We start from the raw sequence: 19050 nt of genomic DNA, 5'->3' as shown, positions 1-19050 counted from the left end.
CCCCCGGGAGGTCAGGCGATTACACCGTCCACCAGGGCTTTGGCTTCCTCCTGCACGCGCCTTAAATGGTCCGCGCCAAGGAAAGACTCTGCGTAGATTTTGTAGACGTCCTCTGTTCCTGAGGGGCGCGCAGCGAACCAGGCATTCTCGGTGGTGACCTTGAGCCCGCCGATCGGCGCACCATTGCCGGGCGCTTCAGTCAGGCGTGCGGTGATTTCTTCCCCCGCCAGGGTGGTCGCTGCCACGTCCGACGGCGACAGCTTGCCCAGCGCCGACTTCTGTTCGCGCGTAGCGGCGGCATCGATCCGCGCGTAGACGGGGGAACCGAATCGCTGGGTAAGGCCCTCATAGTGCTGCGACGGGGTGCGCCCGGAGACAGCCGTGATCTCCGCCGCAAGGAGCGCGAGGAGAATACCGTCCTTGTCGGTACTCCAGGCTGAACCATCATGGCGGAGGAAGGACGCGCCGGCTGACTCCTCTCCGCCGAAGCCCACTTCACCGGACACGAGCCCGGGAACAAACCACTTGAAGCCGACCGGAACTTCCTCGAGCACCCGGCCAAGATCAGCGGCGACTCGGTCAATGATCGACGAGGAGACCAGTGTCTTGCCGATCATCGCGTCCTGTCGCCACTGCGGGCGGTTCCGGTACAGGTAGTCGATGGCGACGGCGAGGTAGTGGTTGGGATTCATCAGGCCGGAATCCGGGGTGACGATGCCGTGGCGGTCCGCGTCGGCGTCGTTGCCTGTGGAGATGTCGTAGTCCGTTGCCCGTTTGATCAGCGAGGCCATGGCGTGGGGGGAAGAGCAGTCCATACGGATTTTCTCGTCCCAATCGAGGGTCATGAACGCCCATTGCGGGTCGACGGTTGGGTTCACCACGGTGAGGTCGAGGTTGTGCCGCTCCCCGATGGCACCCCAGTAATCGACCGATGCCCCGCCCATGGGATCAGCACCGATGCGCACGCCCGCACTTCGGATCGCTTCAAGGTTCAACACATTCGGCAGATCTTCGACGTAGTGCTGGAGGAAGTCATACGTGCCGATGGAGTCCGCCTGTTGGGCCTGGGCGGTGGGGAGGCGCTTGACATCACGCAGGTCATTCTCGAGCAGTTCATTGGCGCGGGCTGCGATCCAGTTGGTGGCGTCGGAGTCCGCGGGCCCGCCGTGAGGTGGGTTGTACTTGAAGCCGCCGTCGGCAGGGGGATTGTGCGAAGGAGTGATGACAATGCCGTCTGCCCGGTCCATTCGTGAACCGTTGTAGGCAAGGATGGCGTGCGAGAGAGCCGGGGTGGGCGTGTAAGCGCCGCGTGCGTCGATGCGAACGGCCACGTTGTTGGCGGCGAGCACCTCGAGGGCCGTGTTCTGGGCGGGTTCGGACAGGGCGTGCGTGTCCTTGCCCATGAACAGCGGGCCGGTGATTCCTTGGCCTGCCCGATACTCAACTATCGCCTGTGTGATCGCGGCGATGTGGCCTTCGTTGAAGGATGACTTCAGGGACGACCCGCGGTGGCCGGACGTCCCGAAGGCTACCCTCTGGGCCGGGTCCGTCAGATCGGGTTTGGAATCAAAGTACGCGTCCAGAAGGGCGCCTACATCAACGAGGTCGCTGGGTTGGGCAACGGTGCCTGCTCGATTAGCCATGGGACCAAGCATGCCATCGTGTGCCATCTGCTGGGTGGGATGACCGCAAATTTCGTCACCTCGCGCGGTTATCCCGTCCTTTCGAGCATCGAGTGGGCGCTGGCAACCTTCGTTCGGCTTGAGAGTTGTCCTCAGCGCCCACTCGATGCGGGGTGGCCATCAGCTCGGCGAAGTCCTTCAAATGTGACCCTTGACACGTGTCAGGTGCGGCGAGTAGCCTTCCTAACACGTGTTAGAAAGGATCGACGATGACGTCCACGCAATCATCCGGGCAGGGCAACTCCACTCTCGCCCGAGCCGGCGACCTGTCACGGCGCACCCTCCTCGGAGCCCTCGGCATCGGCGCCGTTGGGGCAACGGTTGGCGCCTGGCCGAGGCTCACCGGCGCCGATATCCCCGGCCGAAACAGCACAGCACTCAACGTGGCGATCCTGGGTACCTCGGCCGACGCCGCTGCCCGCCAGGCCCTTGTCGACGAGTTCACGAGCCTGCATCCGGATATCCCGGTTCGCATCCAGGCAATCCAGGGCGCTGACTGGCGTGACTTCTTCTCCAAGATCCTCACCATGGTCGCTGCCGGGAACCCGCCCGACGTCGTCTACGTCGCTACCGAGGGCGCCCAGCTGTTCGCCAAGAAACTGGCCGAACCGCTCGATCCCTATCTGACGCGCGACGCCGCGGACATTCAGGAGTACTTCCAGGACGTCCACCCCAGCCTCATCGAGGCGTTCATGTACCGCGGCAGCCTCTACCAGCTGCCGCTGGACTGGAACGCCGCCAACATGTACCTGAACACCAGCGCCCTCCAGCGCGCAGGGCTCGACAGGCCAGCCGACGACTGGACCAACGAGGACTTCACGGCGGTCATGCGCGCCATGAAGTCGACGACGGACGGCAGCTTCACTCCCTACTACTGGACCAACCGCCTCTTCGGCGGAGTGGTCCCATGGCTGTACGCGAATGACACCAGCTTCCTCGCGGAGGAGAAGGCGACCGGAGGCGACTGGTTTTGGGACCGCTTCTACTCGAAAGACCCCACCCGATCCCTTCGCAGCGGCGGCTATCTCTGGGAGACACCGAACGCAGAGGACCCCCGGGTCATCGAGACCTTCGATTACCTACGGGAACTCGTCGCGGAAGGCCTGGGTGTGCGGCCTGAGGGAGGCGGCGGCAACGCACTGGTTGGCCTCTTCGCCAGCAGCCGTATCGGCGCAACCCCCGCCGGAGGCTACTGGGTGCAGGGTCTTCATGAGGCCGGCATGGGTGCCGATGACTTCGACGTCCAGTTCTTCCCCCGCTGGCGCACCCAGAGGCACCAGTTCGGTGCTGCGGGCTACGCGATCATGCGTACCGCCAAGGACAAGGACGCAGCCTGGGAATGGGTGAAGTTCTGCGCGTCCAAGCCCGCCATGGAGCTTGCGTTCCCGACACCTAACACCACGCCTACGCGGCGCTCAATGGTGAACCAGTCCCTGTACGCATCGACTGGACCGGAGCACTGGAAGGTCTTCTACGACACCCTCGACCGCTTCCCGACCTCCGGACCCATTCCCGCCCCACCCCAGCAGGCCGCTGTGGAAACCGCCCTTATGAAGAACGTCTCGGTTGCTGTCAGTGGGTCGTCCGCCCAGGTGCGCTCCGCGATGGGAAGCCTGCAGCGTGACCTCGAACTGGCATTGAGGAGCAATTAATGAGCGCCCCAACACTCAAAACCCCATCCAACCCGACGACGACGGCGGCACCCGCGGCACGAAAACGGCCCACACGGCAGAACAAGTCGATGGCGGAACGCCTGATTGCACCGCTTTTCCTCGCCCCCACCGTGATCGGCATGGCCATCTTCACGATCGTGCCCATCCTCGCCTCAGTCCTGTTGGCCTTCTTCCGCTGGGACATCATCTCCGCCCCCGAGTTCGTGGGATTCAGCAACTTCGCTGACATCGTGAGCGACCCAACCGTCCGGGTCTCCTTCCTCAACACGATCGTCTTCGTGATTGTGGCGGTGACGCTGCAACTCGGAATTGCCATGGTGCTCGCCGTCGCAATCCAGGGCAGGATGCCCAACTTGCTGCGGGTCTTCTTCCGTTCGGCCTTCTTCTTCCCACTGATCCTCTCGGCAGCATCCGTGTCCATCTTCATGGGCTACCTGTTCAATGAGCAGTTCGGCGTCGTGAACTGGATGCTTTCCGTGGTCGGCGTTCCGGCGGTTCCGTGGCTGACCACCTCAGGTGGGGCCGCCGCCGTCGTCGTGCTGGTGTATGTGTGGCAGAACTTCGGGTTCTCGTTCCTGCTTTTTGTCGGTGGGCTGGCTTCAATACCCAAGGAGCTTCACGAGTCCTCAGCCCTCGATGGAGCCACCGGGTGGCGGCAGTTCGTCAATGTCACCCTGCCGCTCCTGAGCCCCACCGTTCTGGTGGCTTCCGTCATGGCGATCATCAGCGCCCTGCAGGTGTTCGACCAGCCATACGTCCTGACCCGCGGCGGACCTGGCGACAGCACGCGGACTGCGGTGATGGTCATCTTCGAGTCGGCGTTTCAGCAGCTCGAGTTCGGACGGGCCTCCGCCATCGGGCTGGTGCTCATGATGCTCATCATGGCCATCACAGCTCTCCAGTTCCGGCTCAGCCGCCGATTCGTCTTTTACCAGTGAGGAACCCGAGCATGAGCACCCTGATCCAACCCCGCAAGACCCGCCTGCCCCGTCCGGGCACCGCCGTCCGGATCGCCGTCCTCCTGGTGGCCGCAGCACTGACGCTCGGCCCGGTCCTGTGGACACTGTCCACGTCGCTCCGGACGCCGTCGGAGTCCTTCAACCTCCCCCCGCAGTTCCTGCCGCTCAACCCCGACTTCTCCTCCTACGCCCAGGTCTTCCAGCAGGTAGACATGATCCTCCTGGTGCTGAACAGCGCCCTGGTGACCCTCCTGATCGCCGTAGGGCAGATGACGACGGCGGCGCTCGCCGGCTACGCCTTCGCCCGCCTGAGCTTCAAGGGCAAGAACGCACTGTTCTCGATTGTGCTGGCCACCATGATGGTTCCGGTGCAGGTGACGATCGTGCCGGTTTTCATGCTGATCCGCGGCATGGGACTGTCCGATACCCTCCTGGCGCTGATCCTTCCCGCCATCCCCACCGCGTTCGGTACCTTCCTGATGCGGCAGTACTTTCTGGGACTGCCGAATGATTTCGCGGAGGCGGCATCCCTTGACGGCGCTTCCCCGTGGCGCACGTTCCGTTCCGTCTACGCACCGCTGGCAGTGCCCGGGATGGCGATCGTGGGGATCCTGGCCTTCAACTTCCACTGGAACGAGTTCTTCCGGCCACTGATCCTGACCATCTCCCAGGAGAACTACACCCTCCCGCTTGGGCTGGTCACGCTGCAGGGCAACCTCGGCACCGGCAGCATCTCCGTTGTGCTTGCCGGCGTCATCCTCTCCATGATCCCCGCGCTGGTGGTCTTCATCTTCGGCCAGCGAACCCTTCGCGAAGGCCTGACCGCCGGCGCCAGCAAGTAGTAACGAAAACACACGCAAAGGAACTCTGTGAACTCCCTCGTACCTCCCGCCGTCGCCGTCGATCGGGCCTTTCCGGCCCTTCATCCCCGACCCCGTCAGGGCTGGCTCAATGACCCGAACGGCATCTGCTACCGCAATGGGCGCTGGCATGTCTTCTTCCAGCACAATCCGGACTCTGCCCGGCATTCCGCTATCGCGTGGGGCCACGTCAGCTCATCGGACCTGCTGAGCTGGGACATCGAGCCCATTGCGCTTCGGCCGCAGGCCGGCGGTCCCGACGCGGCCGGCTGCTGGTCCGGTGTCATGGCCGACGACGACGGCGTCCCCACAGCCGTATACAGCGGCGTTCAAAACCACAGCGGAAAGTCACAGGTCACCCTCGCACGTGGTTCCGCTGACCTGCGCACCTGGACGCAAGGCGGAGAGGTGGCTGCCGGCATGCCGGCCGATCCTTCGGTCACCGACGTTCGCGATCCTTTCCTCTTCAACTGGGGAGGTACCCGGTATGCCATTCAAGGTGCCGGCCTCTCGGACGGCCGCGGCGCCCTGTTGCTCTACGACGCCACGAACCTCTCAGCCTGGACGTACCTGGACATCTGGTTTACCACCGGACATCCCGCCGCGGCCCGAGCGCAGGCGAACATCTGGGAATGCCCCCAGCTGGTTCAAATCGACGGTCGCTGGGTTCTGATTGTCTCCCTCTGGAAGCGGCAGAACGGAGCACATCACCTTTCCGGTGTGGCGCATCTGATCGGTTCCATGAACGACGACGGCGCAGGTCGCCCCATCTTCGAACCGGACTCTTGCGCATCGACCGATGATGGGCCCGACTTCTACGCTCCGCAGGCCGTCCAGACCGAGGACCGTGTTCTGCTGTGGGGTTGGTCCTGGGAATCGCGGACTCCCGAGGAGGTCGACGCTGCGGGGTGGGCCGGAATGCTCACCCTGCCGCGGGAGCTGCGGATTGTCGGTGACTCATTGGTTGTGGAACCCGCGCGGGAACTGGTGGGTTACCGCCGTCGTGTGCTTGAGTCCAGTGCCGTGACGGATCTGCCGTCGGCAGCAGAGGCTGTCGTCTCGCCGCGCGGGGCCGTGCGGGTGGCGCTGAACCTGGTGTCGCCGTCGGGCCTCCGTGAGGTGTATGCGGCGGAAAGCGAACGTGGCCTACGGATCCTGATCGATGCGTCGATCGTGGAGGTCTACCGGGAAGGTTCTACCGCTGTGACGTTCCGCGCCTATCCGGCGCCAGATGAGGAGTGGCAGCTGACCGTCTCCGGCGATGCGGGGATCGAAGCATGGGAACTCGGTTTGCCGTAGCCGCCGGGCAGGGCTGCATCCATAATGCAGGCATGGATGCAGCCTCAACTTCGCCGGAAGCGGAGCCGATACCCGCCCTCTGGCATTCGTTCTGCCAACTGCTGCCCGATGGGATTGAGCCGGTGTCCTGGACCGGTCCCCGCCGCTGGTGGGGAGGGCCGTTGGACGTGGAAGGACTCGCCCTCGGTTCCATGCAGGCGGCGGCCACCGCGCTCGCCGTGTGTTCCCCAGGCCGCGACGTCACCTTCACCTCAGCGGCGGTGGCCGCATGGTTCGACTCCTTCTCCCACCTTCGCATTGCGGGTTCGCCGATCCAGGGCTTCGGTCCGCTGTCGGGATTTCGCCGGGGCGCCGACGGGTGGGTCCGCATTCACGGGAACTACCCGCACCATGAACGTGCGCTGCTGGATGCACTCGCGGTGACCCGGGCCTCAGAGGTTGAGGCGGCTCTACGTGAGCTGCCGGTCGCCGTCATCGAGGACGCAGTTACCGGCCGGGGAGGGCTGGCTACAGCTGTCCGTACCCCGCAGGAGTGGGCCGCGATGCCGGCGGCGCAGGCTGTTGCGAATGAGCCGTGGATACGTTTCTCCACCGACCCCGCTCAGGTAGTGGAGGAACACCGCGAGGGCAGCCTTCTGGAAGGTTTGCGTATCCTGGACCTCACCCGGGTCATCGCCGGACCGTCGGCCAGCAGGCTCCTGGGTGCGCTGGGCGCCGATGTTCTCCGCGTGGATCCGACCGCCCTTCCCGAGCTGGAGCACCAGCATGTCGAAACCGGGTTTGCCAAGCGGAGCGCCGTAGCGGATTTCGGAAACCAAGAACAGCTGGCTCGCGTGCGAATGCTCCTTCCTACGGCCGACGTGGTGCTCAACGCTTATCGCCCGGGAGCCCTGGACCGTTTTGGACTCGGCGTGGAGGCCTTGCGCACCGACTTCCCGGACCTGGCGGTGGTCTGCCTCGATGCCTGGGGCGATCACGGCCCGTGGGCGGGCCGCCGCGGGTTCGACAGTATTGTGCAGGCGGCAACCGGAGTGGCCCATGTCCACGGCACGGGGGAAGGGCGCGGGTTCACACCCGGTGCTCTTCCCGTCCAGGCACTCGATTACGCAACCGGGCTCGGGATGGCGGCCGCCGCCGTCGTACTCATGACTGCACGCCGTAGGGGAGTGACCGGATCCGCCCACCTCTCACTGGCGCGTACGGCTGCCGAGCTGCTGCGGATGCCGGCGACCGCGGGTCTGATGCCGGTGGAGCTTGACCCGCCGCTGCAACGCATGATGAGCGACTACGGGGAACTGATTTTCGTGCCGCCGCCGTTGATGATTGATGGGCGGAAGGTTGAGTATCCTGATCCGCCGCAGCGTTACGGCAGCGCCGCTCTCGGCTGGAAGTAGTCAGCCTGCCGGGGCTGTGGACTGGCGCGTGATGAGCGGACAGGGCACCAGGACGCGTTCGGTTCGGCGATCCCCTCCCTCAAGCTCATCAAGCACGCTGTTTACAGCGATGGCGCCGATCTCGGCATGCGGCAGGGCGACCGTGGTCAGAGCCGGCACAAGATTCGCGGCCACGTACTGCTGGTCGTCGTAGCCCACTACCGACAGCTGTTCCGGCACCTTGATGCCCGCAGCGGCGGCGTGCAGCAGGATGCCTGTGGCGACGCGGTCGTTTGCGGCGAGGATTGCGGTGGGCCGGTCAGGTCCCTGGAGCACGGACTCGGCTGCGCGGTATCCCTGGTCGATGTCCCACCCGGTGACCACCACTCGCTGGTGGTGGCGATCCAATCCAGCGACCGTCATAGCGGCGCGGTAACCCTGTTCACGAAGGACGGCCGCATTCTGGTCATCGCCGCCCAGAAGGGCGATGCGCCTGTGCCCGAGGCCGAGGAGGAGTTCTGTCGCCCGTCGGCTCCCGGTGACCTCGTCGGGGACCACCGCGGGAAGAGTGTCCTCCGGGTCGAAGCAGTTGGCCAGCGCATTTGGCTGCGAGCGGAACAGTTCAGACGGGACGTAGGGCTTGAGGCCGCCGGTGGCATGAATCAATCCGTCCACGCGGCGGTGCTGCAGTGCTTCGATGGCGAGTTCATCACGGCCCGGGATGTGTTCGGTATCCACGACGAGGATCATGTACCCACGAGCCAGGGCGGCGTTGGTGGCACCGCTGACCAACCGGCCGGCGAAGGGGCTGGTGACGATCTCGTCCGTGACGATCCCCAGGGTGGCCGTCCGCTGGTTTCTCAGGCTCACCGCCACCGGGTTGGGTACGTAGTTGAGCTCCTTGGCTGCAGCACGGATTCGCTCCTGCGCATCCTTCGAGACGTTGCCCTTGATGTTGCCGTTGAGCACCATCGACACGGCGCTCCGGGATACGCCGGCGACCTTGGCAACATCGAGCGCCGTCGCTTTGCGTGCTGCCATGGATCTCCTTCGCCGGATCGGTGCAGCCAGTCTAACTAATACGTGTCAGAGTGGTGGGCCGTCCTTGTTCCTCCTGCGTCGCGTGCGCGCTGGTTGCGTCGAGTGGGCGCGTATGACGGCTTTGCGCAGCGGACGTGGTCGCCAGCGCCCACTCGATGGGCTGGGCGTTCGGTGAAGAATGAGGGCCCGCGTCGAGTGGGCGCGTGTGACGCCTTTCCACAGCGAACGTGGTCGCCAGCGCCCACTCGATGGGCTGGGCGTTCGGTGAAGAATGAGGGCGCGCGTCGAGTGGGCGCGTGTAACGCCTTTCCACAGCGAACGTGGTCGCCAGCGCCCACTCGATTCATGGAGTGCTCGAGAGGGTGGGATACGTCCTGTGGACAACGTCTGCGCGCCCTGCCTCGACGGCAACATGGAACGGGTAAACTCCGCATCCATTCCCCTCCCCGGTCCGTTTTCCTTCACGGTCGACGAGGCCCTCGAGCGTGGGTTGCCATACAGCCGGCTTCGGCGCTCGGACCTCACCATTCCGAGCCGGGGCATCAGATCCGTCAACGGTTCCGACCCATCGCTGCTCGACAGGGTGGCGCCGCTGACCCGGCTCGGCCGCCCGGATGCCGCCAGTCACGCGACCGCCGCGGGACTCTGGGGAATTTTGCTTCCGTTCCGTCTCGAGGAGGACGAGCGACTTCACCTCACCCGGTGGAAGGGCACAAACCGGGTGAGGCGGCCCGGCGTAGTCGGGCATCGCGCACCGCTGATGCCGAAGGACGTCGTCCAAATTTACGGTGCCTCAGTAACCTCCCCTGCCTGGACGTGGACCGACCTGGCCGCTGTCCTGTCTCTAGAGGAACTGGTCATCGCAGGCGATTCTCTTTTGCGGCGGCCCGACGCCCCGCGTCGCCAGTGCAGTCTCAACATTCCGGATCCACTTGCCACCCCGGCCCAGATCGCCGATGTCGTGGATCGGCGTCGAGGCTCCCGGGGGATACGGCGTGCAAGGGAAGCGATGCCTCTTCTCCGACGCGGTGTGGATTCAGGACCCGAGTCCCGTCTGCGGCTACTGATCGTGGAGGCGGGACTACCCGAGCCGGAGGTCAACCAATGGGTACTCGACCACCAGAACGGACAGCGCGTCTCAAGACCCGATCAGATGTACCGGGAACTGCGCATTGCTATCGAGTACGAGGGCGAGCACCATCTGGTGGACGCCGCCCAATGGCACCGCGATATCCGCCGGGACGAACGACTGCGCGAGATGGGATGGACAGTGCTGCGCTTCACGAAGAAGGACCTTGAGGCGGGCAGGGAGCGGGCAACGGTTGCCCGAATCAGGGCCGCGATGATCAGAGCCGGTGCATCGACCGGGCGCCCATAACGGATTTCAGCGAACGACGTGGTTCCCAGCGCCCACCCGATGAGGAGGAGCGGGGTGAGGATGGGGTGGTTCCCAGCGCCCACTCGATGAGGAGGATCGGGGTGAGGGTGGGGTGGTTCCGGGCGCCCACTCGATGGGGAGGATGGTCAGAGGCGCCCTAGTGCCTGCGCCTGCCGGGCGGTACGTTGGGAAGACCCGTCAACGAAAGGTTGTGACATGAGCGATAACCCCACAAGCGACGAGCTCGACGAAACCGACGACGAAGTTCTGGAAAAGGACGCCGAGCGCGCCGCCGGCACGTCAAGTTCCCTCGATGAGGGCGGCTATGGCGGTCCCGGTCCCGAAAGCGAGACAGGCGACGACGACGGCACCTGATACTTCTCATCCATTACGACGACGGCGCCCTCCCGCGAAGGGGGGCGCCGTCGTCGTTATGGGTAGGGGTTAGCGGACGCCGCTCATCATCTTCTTGATGGCGGGAGTCGCGAGGGCAAGGGCAATGCCAAGCACGATCGCAGTGATGCCGCTGAAGGAGAAGTACGGCACCTCATTGTCCTGGTTGTAGTACCCGGCGAGGATGCCGGCGAGGGTCGTTCCCAATGAGATCGAGAGGAAGAACAGCGCCACCATCTGCGTCCGGAAGACGCTGGGGGCCAGCTTAGTCGCCACGGACAGGCCGATTGGCGACAGGAACAGTTCCGCCCAAGTGAAGAACAGCAGAATGACCACGAGCGCGATCAGCGGGGTGCTGTTGGGACCACCACCGGAGAACGGGATGAAGAGCAGGAACGCAACGCCCATGAACACGAGGCCGAGCGCGAACTTCAGCGGCGAGGACGGCTGACGGCTGCCGAGCTTGGTCCACAGCGCAGCGAAAACGGCGGCGAAGATGATGATGAAGATCGGGTTGATCGACTGCACGAAGCTCGGGGGCATGGTCCACCCGAACAGATTGCGGTCGAGGCTGCGGTCCGCGTAGATCGCGACGACGGTGAACTGCTGCTGGAAGAGCGCCCAAAAGGCAGCACTCGCGATGAACAGGGGGATGAAGGAGTACACCCGCTTGCGCTCGATGGCCGTGACGCGCTTGCTGCGCAGGATCACCACGAAGTAGGCGATCGATGCCGCAATTGCCAGATATGCCATGGTCCGGGCGAGGTTGGCCGGGGTGACGAGGCCGGTCGCAAAGGCCAGGACAATAACGACGACCGCGCCAACGGCGATCAGGCCGAACCGGCCCAGCCGCCCGGACGGCAGCGGATTGGTCACCGCGTGGGCCGTGTCCGGCAGGTTCTTCCGGGTCAGCGCGTACTGCACCAGACCGATGGCCATGCCGATGGCTGCCAGACCGAATCCGTAGTGGAAGCCGAGTTCCGTCCAGGCGAGCCCCGTCAGCAGCGGGCCGATGAGGGCGCCGATGTTGATGCCCATGTAGAAGATGGAGAAGCCGGCATCACGTCGTTCGTCGCCCTCGGCATACAGGGTCCCGACCAGCGAGGTTGCATTGGCTTTCAGTCCACCGGAGCCCACTCCGACGAGGACCAGGCCGACGGCCAGGCCGAGCCCGCCCGGAAGCAGGGCCAGGGCGATGTGACCGCACATGATCATGATCGCCGAATAGAAGAGGACCTTCTCGGAACCCAGGACGCGGTCTGCAAGCCACGCTCCCAGGATGGTGGAGAGATAGACGCCACCGCCGTAGGCGCCGACCAGGCCGGTGGCGATTCCCTGGTCAATCCCGAGGCCGCCGTCGGCCACCGAGTAGTACATGTAGTAGAGGAGAATGCCCTGCATGCCGTAGAAGGAAAAGCGCTCCCAGAGTTCTACGCTGAACAGGTTTGCAAGCATCCGGGGATGACCCAGGAACGTCTTGTCCGCCACTGTGGCTGTTTGGTTGTGAGTTGTGCTCATTTACTCCATAGTGCCAGTCACATTTCGGACTGTCATATTCAAAGCGTCCTTAACCAGTTATGCTGATCGGTTTTGGATTGGTGCGGAAATGGTGCTCCAGCTGGGCGGAGACGGTAAGCAGTTCCGCCTCGGCGCTTGGCCTGCCGATGAGCTGGATACTCATTGATAACCCGCCGGCAGTGCTGTACACCGGCACCGAGATGGCGGGCAACCCGCACACGTTCACCATCGAGGTATACGGCGAATACTGGCACTGGCGCAGGTAGTCGGTGTCCGCATCGGCATCGGTGTACCAGCCGATGGGCCGGGGAGTCATGCCCAGCGCCGGTGTGGCGATGAAGTCAAATGCCGAATACTGCTCGATCGTGTCCTGCTCAAACTGCCTGAGGATATCGACGGCGGCGGCCAGGTCCGCTGCCGATCTGCCCTGTGCACGGTGCCGCAGCGTCCGTGCAAGTGTTGTGAGGTCCTTCTCACGGGCAGCGGGGATGCGCGCGACGGCGAGACCGGCGGTCCATACCGACTGGAAAGCCTCGTGATAGCGCCGGTCGTAGTGCAGGTCCGCTTCAACGACGTCGTGTCCCACAGCGACCAGTGCTCGCACGCCCGCGTCGAAGGCGGCACGCGCATCGTCGTCGAGGTCAATCGGGAAGGCCGCCGCGAAGGGTGAGAGATCGCTCACACCGATGCGGAACTTCCCCTCAGCACGGAGGGCCGCATCGAGGAAGGGGCCATGGGCGGCTGCGCTCGTCGCGTGGTAGTTCGGCTCATTAACCATCGCATCGAGCAGCAGGGCGGCGTCCGTCGTCGTGCGCGCAAGCGGTCCGGCAACCACAAACTGTCCCAGATCGCTCTGACCGGACCCGGACGGAACCCGGCCGCGGTTGGGCTTGAGGCCGATCAGCCCCGTTGCCGCAGCGGGAATCCGTACTGAGCCGCCGCCGTCGGTGCCCGGCGCCAGCGGGATCATGCCGGCTGCGACGGCCGCGGCACTTCCACCCGACGAGCCCCCCGAGCTCAATGCGGGATCCAGCGGGTTCCGCGACGGCGGCGCGATCAGGTTCTCGCTGTAACAGCTCAGTCCGAACTCGGGCACCTGCGTCTTCCCCACGCAGATGGCGCCCGCGCGGCGCAGCACGGACACGAGCGGGGAGTCCGTAGCGGCGACCGAATGCTGCAGCGCCGCACTTCCGTGGGTGGTCACCACACCGACGACGTCGGCAAGATCCTTATGGGCGAGAGGCAGGCCGTGAAGCAGGGGCAGGTCATGACCTGCGGCCTGCCGCCGGTCAGCTGCGGCAGCTTCGGCCAGCGCCGCATCGGCGGTCACGGTGATGAAAGCTCCCAGAGCGGGATTCAGTGCCTCGATCCGGTCCAGGTAGTGCTCTGTCAGTTCCCGCGAGCTCAACTTCCCCTGTCGAAGATGGCTGACTTGCTCAAGGGCGGTCAGCTCGTGGAGGGAGCTCATGGGCACCTTTCGATAGCTGTGGGATGAGTCCGGTCCCACTATAGGCTTGGATGCAGTCCGCAGAATCGGGTGAGCGACAGGAGCGGGGCGGTATGACCAACAGTGAGAATGTGTCCATCGAGGCAATCAGCGAGGACACCGTCGTTCTGGACGTCCGGGAGGACTACGAGTGGGAAGCCGGGCACATCGAGGGTGCGCGGCACATCCCGGTGAATGATCTCCCCGCTCGGATCGACGAGCTGGACCCTGACGAGGACCTGCATGTCATCTGCCGCACGGGCGGCCGCTCCTACCGGGTGACGGAATGGCTGGTCGCCAACGGCTACTCGGCGGTGAACGTCGTCGGCGGTATGGATGCGTGGATTGAGGCATCCAGGCCGATGGTTTCCGAGACGGGCAAGGAGCCGCGCGTCCTATGAGTTCGTACGCCTATCTAGGCCCTGAGGGAACGTTCACAGAGGCCGCACTGCTTCAGGTTCCCGGCGCGGAGAACGCGGATCGGGTCCCCGCAACCACGGTGAATGCGGCCCTCGACATGGTGCGTTCCGGTCGGGTAAAAGCTGCAATGGTTCCGATCGAAAACTCCGTGGAGGGCGGAGTTTCGGCAACGCTGGACGCCATTGCGCAGGGCGAGCAGCTTCGCATCATCCGTGAGGTGCTCGTACCGATTTCCTTCGTCCTGGTCGGCAAGCCCGGCATGGAACTCGATGCCATCCGGTTCGTCGCAACCCACGGCCATGCCTGGGCGCAGTGCCGGGGGTGGACTGAGAAACACATTCCCGCGGCGGAATACATACCCGCGTCCTCCACCGCTGCAGCAGCACACGAGCTGCTTGACGACGGCGCCGACCATGATGCAGCGATCTGCTCTCCACTGGTTGCCAGCCGCCTTGGATTGACGGTGCTCGCTGAGCACATCGGCGACGTTGCCGACGCCGTGACCCGCTTCATCCTGGTCAGCAAGCCTGACTTCCTGCCTGAGCGGACCGGGGCGGACAAAACGACGCTGGTTATCCCCCTGCCGGAGGACCATCCCGGCGCCCTGATGGAAATCCTCGACCAGTTCGCCGCCCGCGGCGTCAACCTCAGCAGGATCGAGTCCCGACCCACCGGCCTCTTCCTGGGCGACTATTTCTTCAGCATCGACGCGGACGGCCATATCGCCGACGCCCGGGTGGCCGATGCGCTTCAGGGCCTACACCGGATCAGTCCGGGTCTTCGTTTCCTCGGTTCTTATGCCCGTGCGGACCGCAGAGAGTACGAGGTGGCCAGACACACCTCCGATCAGGCGTTCGAGGCGGCGCAAGGCTGGGTCCGATCCATCCTGGTCTCCCCCGCAGCAGGCTCCGAGGACATAGGCTAGGGCATTCTTTACGGGCAACAAGAGGAGACGGCGTGCCGCGACTCAGACGCAGTGACTGTAACAAGCCCGGCTATACGCGCCGTCGTCATGGGAAGGGCTTCAGCTACCGGGACCAGCACGGGGAGCCGTTGACTCCTGATGATCTGGCCCGGATCCGGGAGCTTGTCATTCCCCCGGCTTGGCGGGACGTCTGGATCAGTCCATACCCCAATGGGCATATACAGGCGGTGGGAACGGACGACGCCGGGAGGCGCCAGTACATCTACCACCCCGCCTGGCGTGAGAAAAAGGACCGGGAAAAGTTCGACCGTGCCCTGGACTTCGGCGAGCGGCTGCCCAGCGCACGTCGGGTCATTACCCAGCATCTGCGGAGCGATGGCAACGGTAAGGAACGCGCGTTCGCGGCTGCACTGCGGATCGTGGACTCCGGTGCGCTGCGCATCGGTTCGGCGCAGTACGCTGCCGAGAACGGCTCCTTCGGTGTGACAACCCTTCGAGTGGACCATGTAACCATCAGCGGTCCGCTGATCACCCTGCAGTTTCCGGGCAAGAGCGGGCAGCTGTGGGATACGACGATAGAAGACCCGGACCTCGCCGCGGCGCTGGAACCGATGATGTCCAGGGAGGACGCAGACACCATGCTGGCGTATCGAATGCCGGACGGATCCTGGCATTCAGTCGACGCCTCCCAGCTCAACGAGTTCCTCCGTCAGGTCACGGGCGGGGGCTTCACGGCGAAGGATTTCCGCACGTGGCAGGCAACCGTCGTGGCTTCCATGGAACTCGCCCGGATGGACCTGGGTGCCACCAGCCGCACTGCGCGGCAGAAGGCTGTTGCAGCGACCATGCGCTCAGTCGCGGACCATTTGGGGAACACTCCGGCGGTCGCGCGGAGCTCGTACGTTGATCCCCGCATCGTGGACCGCTTCATGTCAGGGGAGGTCATCCCGGTGGCGAGCTACTCAGCGTCGGAGAAGGCTGTTCGCGAGCTGCTTAATGACTAGGAATCCTTTCGCCACGCCCAGATGCTAAGTAGGCTGATGGGAGCGTCCGGCCAGGGGCGCGACCCTTGATGAAAGGCAGGCACCATGAGCGAGCAGCCACACAACAGCGAGGTCAACCCGAACGAGGGTGACGGAGCAACCTCCGACCCGAACTGGCACGGCGACGCCGGAGACCAGGGGAATGACCTTCGCTTCGCGGAGGAACAGCAGTTGATCAACAGTCAGGCGCAGAACGCCGATGCTGTCGGAGATGCCTCAGCGGGGGTTACCGGAGGCTACACCGGCGCCCAGCGTGCGGACGGTGTGGGGGAGTACACCGAGGGCGGGGACCAGCTCGATGAGGGTGAGTACACCGACGTCGACGGCACTACAGACGCCGACTCCGACGTCGAGGGCGAATACACGGACGTCGACTCCGTGCCATCCCTTCAGGAGGGCGGGGATGACGCAGAAGGCACCGACCGCCGCTAGCGGACCCGCTACTCCTTCAGGGAATCGCCGAACATTCCTGCTGATGGTCCGGTTGCCCTCCCGGGGACCCGGACCATCAGCGCGCCTGGGACGACTCCGACGCTGAGCGACGTGACATCACCGGAGGTGTCTCCGTCCAGCTGCGTGCCTGTTGCCTCGGATACGCGGACCTCCACGTGCTTCACCCGGTGGTAGCTGATAACGGGGATGGGGCCCGGATGGCGGAACAGGATTTTCCCGGCCACCCATAGCCATCCGAGCATGCTGCGCGGACTGGTAATCACTATGTCCAGGTAGCCGTCGTCGATCGTGGCATCCGGTATGAACGTGATCCCGCCCGGGAGCCGGGCACAATTGGCGAAGAGGACGCTGTGGACCTTGCGTGTCTGCGCAGGTTCTCCATCAAGGCTGATCGACATGCGCTGACGCTTGCCGGGCAGGCTCCGTACCCCTGCCTCGCTGTAAGCCAGCCAGCCGAATTTCCGCTTCAGGGTGTCCTTGGTCGCTGCGACGACTACGGCGTCGAGGCCGACGCCGCCCATCACCAGGAATGTATGGTCGCCGCTGACTCCGGTCCGCTCGTTGTGCAGCTGCACACGGCCCATGTCGATCCGCCGCACCGCCCCGTGGAGTGCCTGCCGTACGCTACGGGGACATCGTTGACAGCGATGCCGAGGTTGCGCGCCAGCAGGTTTCCGGTCCCCAGCGGCAGCAGTCCCAATGCGGCACCGCTGTGCACCAGGGCGGACGCCACGGCACGAACTGTGCCGTCCCCACCTCCGGCGATCACGACGTCGCACCCCTCCTCGACCGCGCGTCTCGCCTGGGCTTCACCGGGCTCCTCCACCGTAGTCTCCAGGATCAGGGGCGGATCCCAGCCCGCATCGGAACAGGCCTGCTCAACCTGTTCGCGTGCAAGGGACGCGCTCAATTTCACCGGGTTGAGGACCAGCGCCACCCGCTGACGCTCACCGGTCGGCTGGACCGCCGCACGCGGCTCGTCCCAGTGAGGCGCCCGTTCGCGGCGCAGTTTTCGTACTCCCCACCAGCTGAAAGCTGACGCGGCCGCGGCAACAACCGCAAGGGCGACGATGATCCACTCGAGGGGCATGATTCCCCAGACTATCCTTCAGCGCGCGGGTGCGGGCGCCCGGGTGGCGTTCGGTACTCTTGGGTGGTGATCGACGTAAACGAACTCCGCGACAATCCCGAAAAGTTCCGCCTTTCGCAGCGCTCGCGAAAGGCGGATGAGTCTCTGGTGGATGCTCTGATCGCGGCAGATTCCCGCCGCCGAGAGGCAGTCACCAGCGCGGAGTCGCTTCGTGCCGAACAGAACACCTTCAGTAAGCGGGTCGCGAAGGCACAGGGCGATGAGAAGCAGGCTCTCCTCGCCGAGGTCAAGGAATTGGCAGCATCGGTGAAAGCTGCAGCCGCAGAGGCTGAAGCAGCGAAGTCGGAGGCCGAGTCCCTGCTTCGCCGGCTTCCCAACGCCATTCTCGACGGCGTGCCGGCCGGCGGCGAGGACGATTTCGTCGTCGTGAAGACGGTGGGGGAGAAGCGGGAGTTCGACTTCGAACCCCGGGACCACCTCGAGATCGGTGAGCTCATCGGCGCCATCGATATGGAACGGGGCGCCAAGGTCTCAGGCTCGCGGTTCTACTTCCTCAAAGGCGTAGGCGCGCGGCTTGAGCTCGCCCTCCTGAACATGGCCATGGACCAGGCGGTTGCAGCCGGATTCACGCCGATGATCACACCCACGCTGGTGCGTCCGGAGACGATGCAGGGTACCGGGTTCGACGTCGCCCACGACGCCGAGATCTACCGGCTGCCGGAAGATGACCTTTACCTCACCGGGACTTCCGAGGTAGCGCTGGCCGGATACCACTCGGACGAGATCCTCGACCTTTCGGCAGGACCGCTGCGCTATGCCGGTTGGTCATCCTGCTACCGCAGGGAAGCGGGATCGCACGGCAAGGACACCCGCGGGATCATCCGGGTGCATCAGTTCAACAAGGTGGAGATGTTCTCCTACACCACCGTCGAGGAGTCTCACGCGGAGCACGAGCGCATGCTCGCCTGGGAGGAGGAGATGCTCGCCAAGGTCGAGCTGCCCTATCGGGTCATCGACACCGCCGCCGGCGATCTCGGGATGTCAGCGGCCCGGAAGTTCGACTGTGAAGCGTGGGTGCCGACGCAGAATGCCTACCGCGAGTTGACGTCCACGTCCAACTGCACGAGCTTCCAGGCGCGGCGGCTGAACATCCGCGAACGAGTTCCGGGCGCGAAGTCCACGCGTGCCGTGGCGACGCTGAACGGTACGCTCGCAACCACGCGGTGGATCGTTGCCATCCTTGAGCACCACCAGAACCCGGACGGGTCGGTGACAGTGCCCGCAGCGCTGCGTCCTTACCTCGGCGGACTCGAGGTCCTGCCGGTCCTGTAGGCCGGACTCAACCCAGCTCGGCATCAATCAGTGCGGCCGGCGCCGAGATCACCGGCCACGCGCCCTCAGAGCTGTTGCCCAGCACGCTTACTCTGTTCATCGACCTGCATGCCGGCATCCCGTTC

At 64.7% G+C, this 19050-nt stretch carries 18 protein-coding genes; 12 read left to right on the top strand and 6 right to left on the bottom strand.

Annotation, left to right across the window (positions count from 1 at the left end):
- Window positions 1–11: 11 nt before the first annotated feature.
- Window positions 12–1643 (bottom strand): phosphoglucomutase (alpha-D-glucose-1,6-bisphosphate-dependent), encoded by a 1632-nt coding sequence (pgm, locus tag AC5RU3_RS09155; RefSeq protein WP_493965346.1) that lies wholly within the window; start codon window positions 1641–1643, stop codon window positions 12–14.
- A gap of 248 nt (window positions 1644–1891) precedes the next feature.
- Between pgm and AC5RU3_RS09150 the strand changes: the two genes are divergently transcribed.
- The 5 genes from AC5RU3_RS09150 to AC5RU3_RS09130 are packed head-to-tail and all read left to right on the top strand — an operon-like array spanning window position 1892 to window position 7867.
- Complete coding sequence (locus AC5RU3_RS09150; protein ID WP_493965345.1) at window positions 1892–3334, top strand: extracellular solute-binding protein; 1443 nt, start codon at window positions 1892–1894, stop codon at window positions 3332–3334.
- Entirely contained in the window at window positions 3334–4293 is a 960-nt protein-coding gene (locus AC5RU3_RS09145) for a carbohydrate ABC transporter permease (RefSeq protein ID WP_493965344.1), read from the top strand. The genes AC5RU3_RS09150 and AC5RU3_RS09145 overlap by 1 nt, the downstream gene beginning before the upstream one ends.
- An 11-nt stretch (window positions 4294–4304) precedes the next feature.
- A complete protein-coding gene (locus AC5RU3_RS09140; protein ID WP_309124144.1) occupies window positions 4305–5156 on the top strand; it encodes a carbohydrate ABC transporter permease in 852 nt (283 codons plus the stop codon).
- A gap of 27 nt (window positions 5157–5183) precedes the next feature.
- On the top strand, window positions 5184–6473 hold the full coding sequence (locus AC5RU3_RS09135) for a glycoside hydrolase family 32 protein (protein WP_493965343.1): 1290 nt from the start codon (window positions 5184–5186) through the stop codon (window positions 6471–6473).
- Window positions 6452–7867 (top strand): CoA transferase, encoded by a 1416-nt coding sequence (locus AC5RU3_RS09130; protein ID WP_493965342.1) that lies wholly within the window; start codon window positions 6452–6454, stop codon window positions 7865–7867. Before AC5RU3_RS09135 ends, AC5RU3_RS09130 begins: the two co-directional genes overlap by 22 nt.
- Here AC5RU3_RS09130 and AC5RU3_RS09125 read toward each other — a convergent pair whose 3' ends face one another.
- Window positions 7868–8887 carry a LacI family DNA-binding transcriptional regulator gene (locus tag AC5RU3_RS09125; protein WP_493965341.1) on the bottom strand — a complete coding sequence of 340 codons (1020 nt, stop codon included), beginning with the start codon at window positions 8885–8887 and terminating at the stop codon, window positions 7868–7870.
- A 376-nt stretch (window positions 8888–9263) separates the two neighbouring features.
- Between AC5RU3_RS09125 and AC5RU3_RS09120 the strand changes: the two genes are divergently transcribed.
- Both AC5RU3_RS09120 and AC5RU3_RS09115 read left to right on the top strand, forming a co-directional pair.
- Window positions 9264–10265, top strand: a complete 1002-nt coding sequence (locus tag AC5RU3_RS09120; protein ID WP_493965340.1) for an endonuclease domain-containing protein — start codon at window positions 9264–9266, stop codon at window positions 10263–10265.
- 216 nt (window positions 10266–10481) lie between these two features.
- Window positions 10482–10640, top strand: a complete 159-nt coding sequence (locus AC5RU3_RS09115; protein WP_309070128.1) for a hypothetical protein — start codon at window positions 10482–10484, stop codon at window positions 10638–10640.
- Between the two features lie 69 nt (window positions 10641–10709).
- Here AC5RU3_RS09115 and AC5RU3_RS09110 read toward each other — a convergent pair whose 3' ends face one another.
- Window positions 10710–12176, bottom strand: coding sequence for a peptide MFS transporter (locus AC5RU3_RS09110; protein WP_309124554.1), 1467 nt, complete (start codon window positions 12174–12176; stop codon window positions 10710–10712).
- A 49-nt stretch (window positions 12177–12225) separates the two neighbouring features.
- Window positions 12226–13644 carry an amidase gene (locus AC5RU3_RS09105; protein ID WP_309124553.1) on the bottom strand — a complete coding sequence of 473 codons (1419 nt, stop codon included), beginning with the start codon at window positions 13642–13644 and terminating at the stop codon, window positions 12226–12228.
- Window positions 13645–13736: 92 nt separating this feature from the next.
- On the opposite strand from AC5RU3_RS09105, the gene AC5RU3_RS09100 reads away from it, so the two are divergent.
- From AC5RU3_RS09100 to AC5RU3_RS09085, 4 genes are all read left to right on the top strand, one after another.
- Window positions 13737–14063: a rhodanese-like domain-containing protein gene (locus AC5RU3_RS09100; RefSeq protein ID WP_309070125.1), complete on the top strand. Its 327-nt coding sequence runs from the start codon at window positions 13737–13739 to the stop codon at window positions 14061–14063.
- On the top strand, window positions 14060–15007 hold the full coding sequence (pheA, locus tag AC5RU3_RS09095) for a prephenate dehydratase (protein WP_493965339.1): 948 nt from the start codon (window positions 14060–14062) through the stop codon (window positions 15005–15007). Before AC5RU3_RS09100 ends, pheA begins: the two co-directional genes overlap by 4 nt.
- 32 nt (window positions 15008–15039) lie before the next feature.
- Window positions 15040–16011: a DNA topoisomerase IB gene (locus tag AC5RU3_RS09090; RefSeq protein WP_309124552.1), complete on the top strand. Its 972-nt coding sequence runs from the start codon at window positions 15040–15042 to the stop codon at window positions 16009–16011.
- Between the two features lie 84 nt (window positions 16012–16095).
- Window positions 16096–16482, top strand: coding sequence for a hypothetical protein (locus AC5RU3_RS09085; RefSeq protein WP_493965338.1), 387 nt, complete (start codon window positions 16096–16098; stop codon window positions 16480–16482).
- An 8-nt stretch (window positions 16483–16490) separates the two neighbouring features.
- Here the strand turns inward: AC5RU3_RS09085 and AC5RU3_RS09080 are convergent, their stop codons facing one another.
- Both AC5RU3_RS09080 and AC5RU3_RS09075 read right to left on the bottom strand, forming a co-directional pair.
- A complete protein-coding gene (locus AC5RU3_RS09080; protein ID WP_493965337.1) occupies window positions 16491–17087 on the bottom strand; it encodes a diacylglycerol/lipid kinase family protein in 597 nt (198 codons plus the stop codon).
- Window positions 17024–17593: a diacylglycerol/lipid kinase family protein gene (locus AC5RU3_RS09075; protein WP_493965336.1), complete on the bottom strand. Its 570-nt coding sequence runs from the start codon at window positions 17591–17593 to the stop codon at window positions 17024–17026. Before AC5RU3_RS09075 ends, AC5RU3_RS09080 begins: the two co-directional genes overlap by 64 nt.
- A 66-nt stretch (window positions 17594–17659) precedes the next feature.
- Here AC5RU3_RS09075 and serS point away from each other — a divergent pair, with 66 nt between their 5' ends.
- Window positions 17660–18925, top strand: coding sequence for a serine--tRNA ligase (serS, locus tag AC5RU3_RS09070; protein WP_309070120.1), 1266 nt, complete (start codon window positions 17660–17662; stop codon window positions 18923–18925).
- The last annotated feature ends 125 nt before the right edge of the window (window positions 18926–19050 follow it).

It is taken from the genome of Arthrobacter sp. MDB1-55, from assembly GCF_059092925.1.
Note: the sequence above shows the minus strand (reverse complement) of the source record. Positions and strands in the feature narration are given on the sequence as shown.

Excerpts from the sequence above, each read along its gene's own strand:
- pgm (WP_493965346.1), bottom strand. The coding sequence starts at position 1,643 with ATGGCTAATCGAGCAGGCACCGTTGCCCAACCCAGCGACCTCGTTGAT.
- AC5RU3_RS09150 (WP_493965345.1), top strand. The coding sequence starts at position 1,892 with ATGACGTCCACGCAATCATCCGGGCAGGGCAACTCCACTCTCGCCCGA.
- AC5RU3_RS09145 (WP_493965344.1), top strand. The coding sequence starts at position 3,334 with ATGAGCGCCCCAACACTCAAAACCCCATCCAACCCGACGACGACGGCG.
- AC5RU3_RS09140 (WP_309124144.1), top strand. The coding sequence starts at position 4,305 with ATGAGCACCCTGATCCAACCCCGCAAGACCCGCCTGCCCCGTCCGGGC.
- AC5RU3_RS09130 (WP_493965342.1), top strand. The coding sequence starts at position 6,452 with ATGGGAACTCGGTTTGCCGTAGCCGCCGGGCAGGGCTGCATCCATAAT.
- AC5RU3_RS09125 (WP_493965341.1), bottom strand. The coding sequence starts at position 8,887 with ATGGCAGCACGCAAAGCGACGGCGCTCGATGTTGCCAAGGTCGCCGGC.
- AC5RU3_RS09115 (WP_309070128.1), top strand. The coding sequence starts at position 10,482 with ATGAGCGATAACCCCACAAGCGACGAGCTCGACGAAACCGACGACGAA.
- AC5RU3_RS09110 (WP_309124554.1), bottom strand. The coding sequence starts at position 12,176 with ATGAGCACAACTCACAACCAAACAGCCACAGTGGCGGACAAGACGTTC.
- AC5RU3_RS09105 (WP_309124553.1), bottom strand. The coding sequence starts at position 13,644 with ATGAGCTCCCTCCACGAGCTGACCGCCCTTGAGCAAGTCAGCCATCTT.
- AC5RU3_RS09100 (WP_309070125.1), top strand. The coding sequence starts at position 13,737 with ATGACCAACAGTGAGAATGTGTCCATCGAGGCAATCAGCGAGGACACC.
- pheA (WP_493965339.1), top strand. The coding sequence starts at position 14,060 with ATGAGTTCGTACGCCTATCTAGGCCCTGAGGGAACGTTCACAGAGGCC.
- AC5RU3_RS09085 (WP_493965338.1), top strand. The coding sequence starts at position 16,096 with ATGAGCGAGCAGCCACACAACAGCGAGGTCAACCCGAACGAGGGTGAC.
- AC5RU3_RS09080 (WP_493965337.1), bottom strand. The coding sequence starts at position 17,087 with ATGGGCCGTGTGCAGCTGCACAACGAGCGGACCGGAGTCAGCGGCGAC.
- AC5RU3_RS09075 (WP_493965336.1), bottom strand. The coding sequence starts at position 17,593 with ATGCCCCTCGAGTGGATCATCGTCGCCCTTGCGGTTGTTGCCGCGGCC.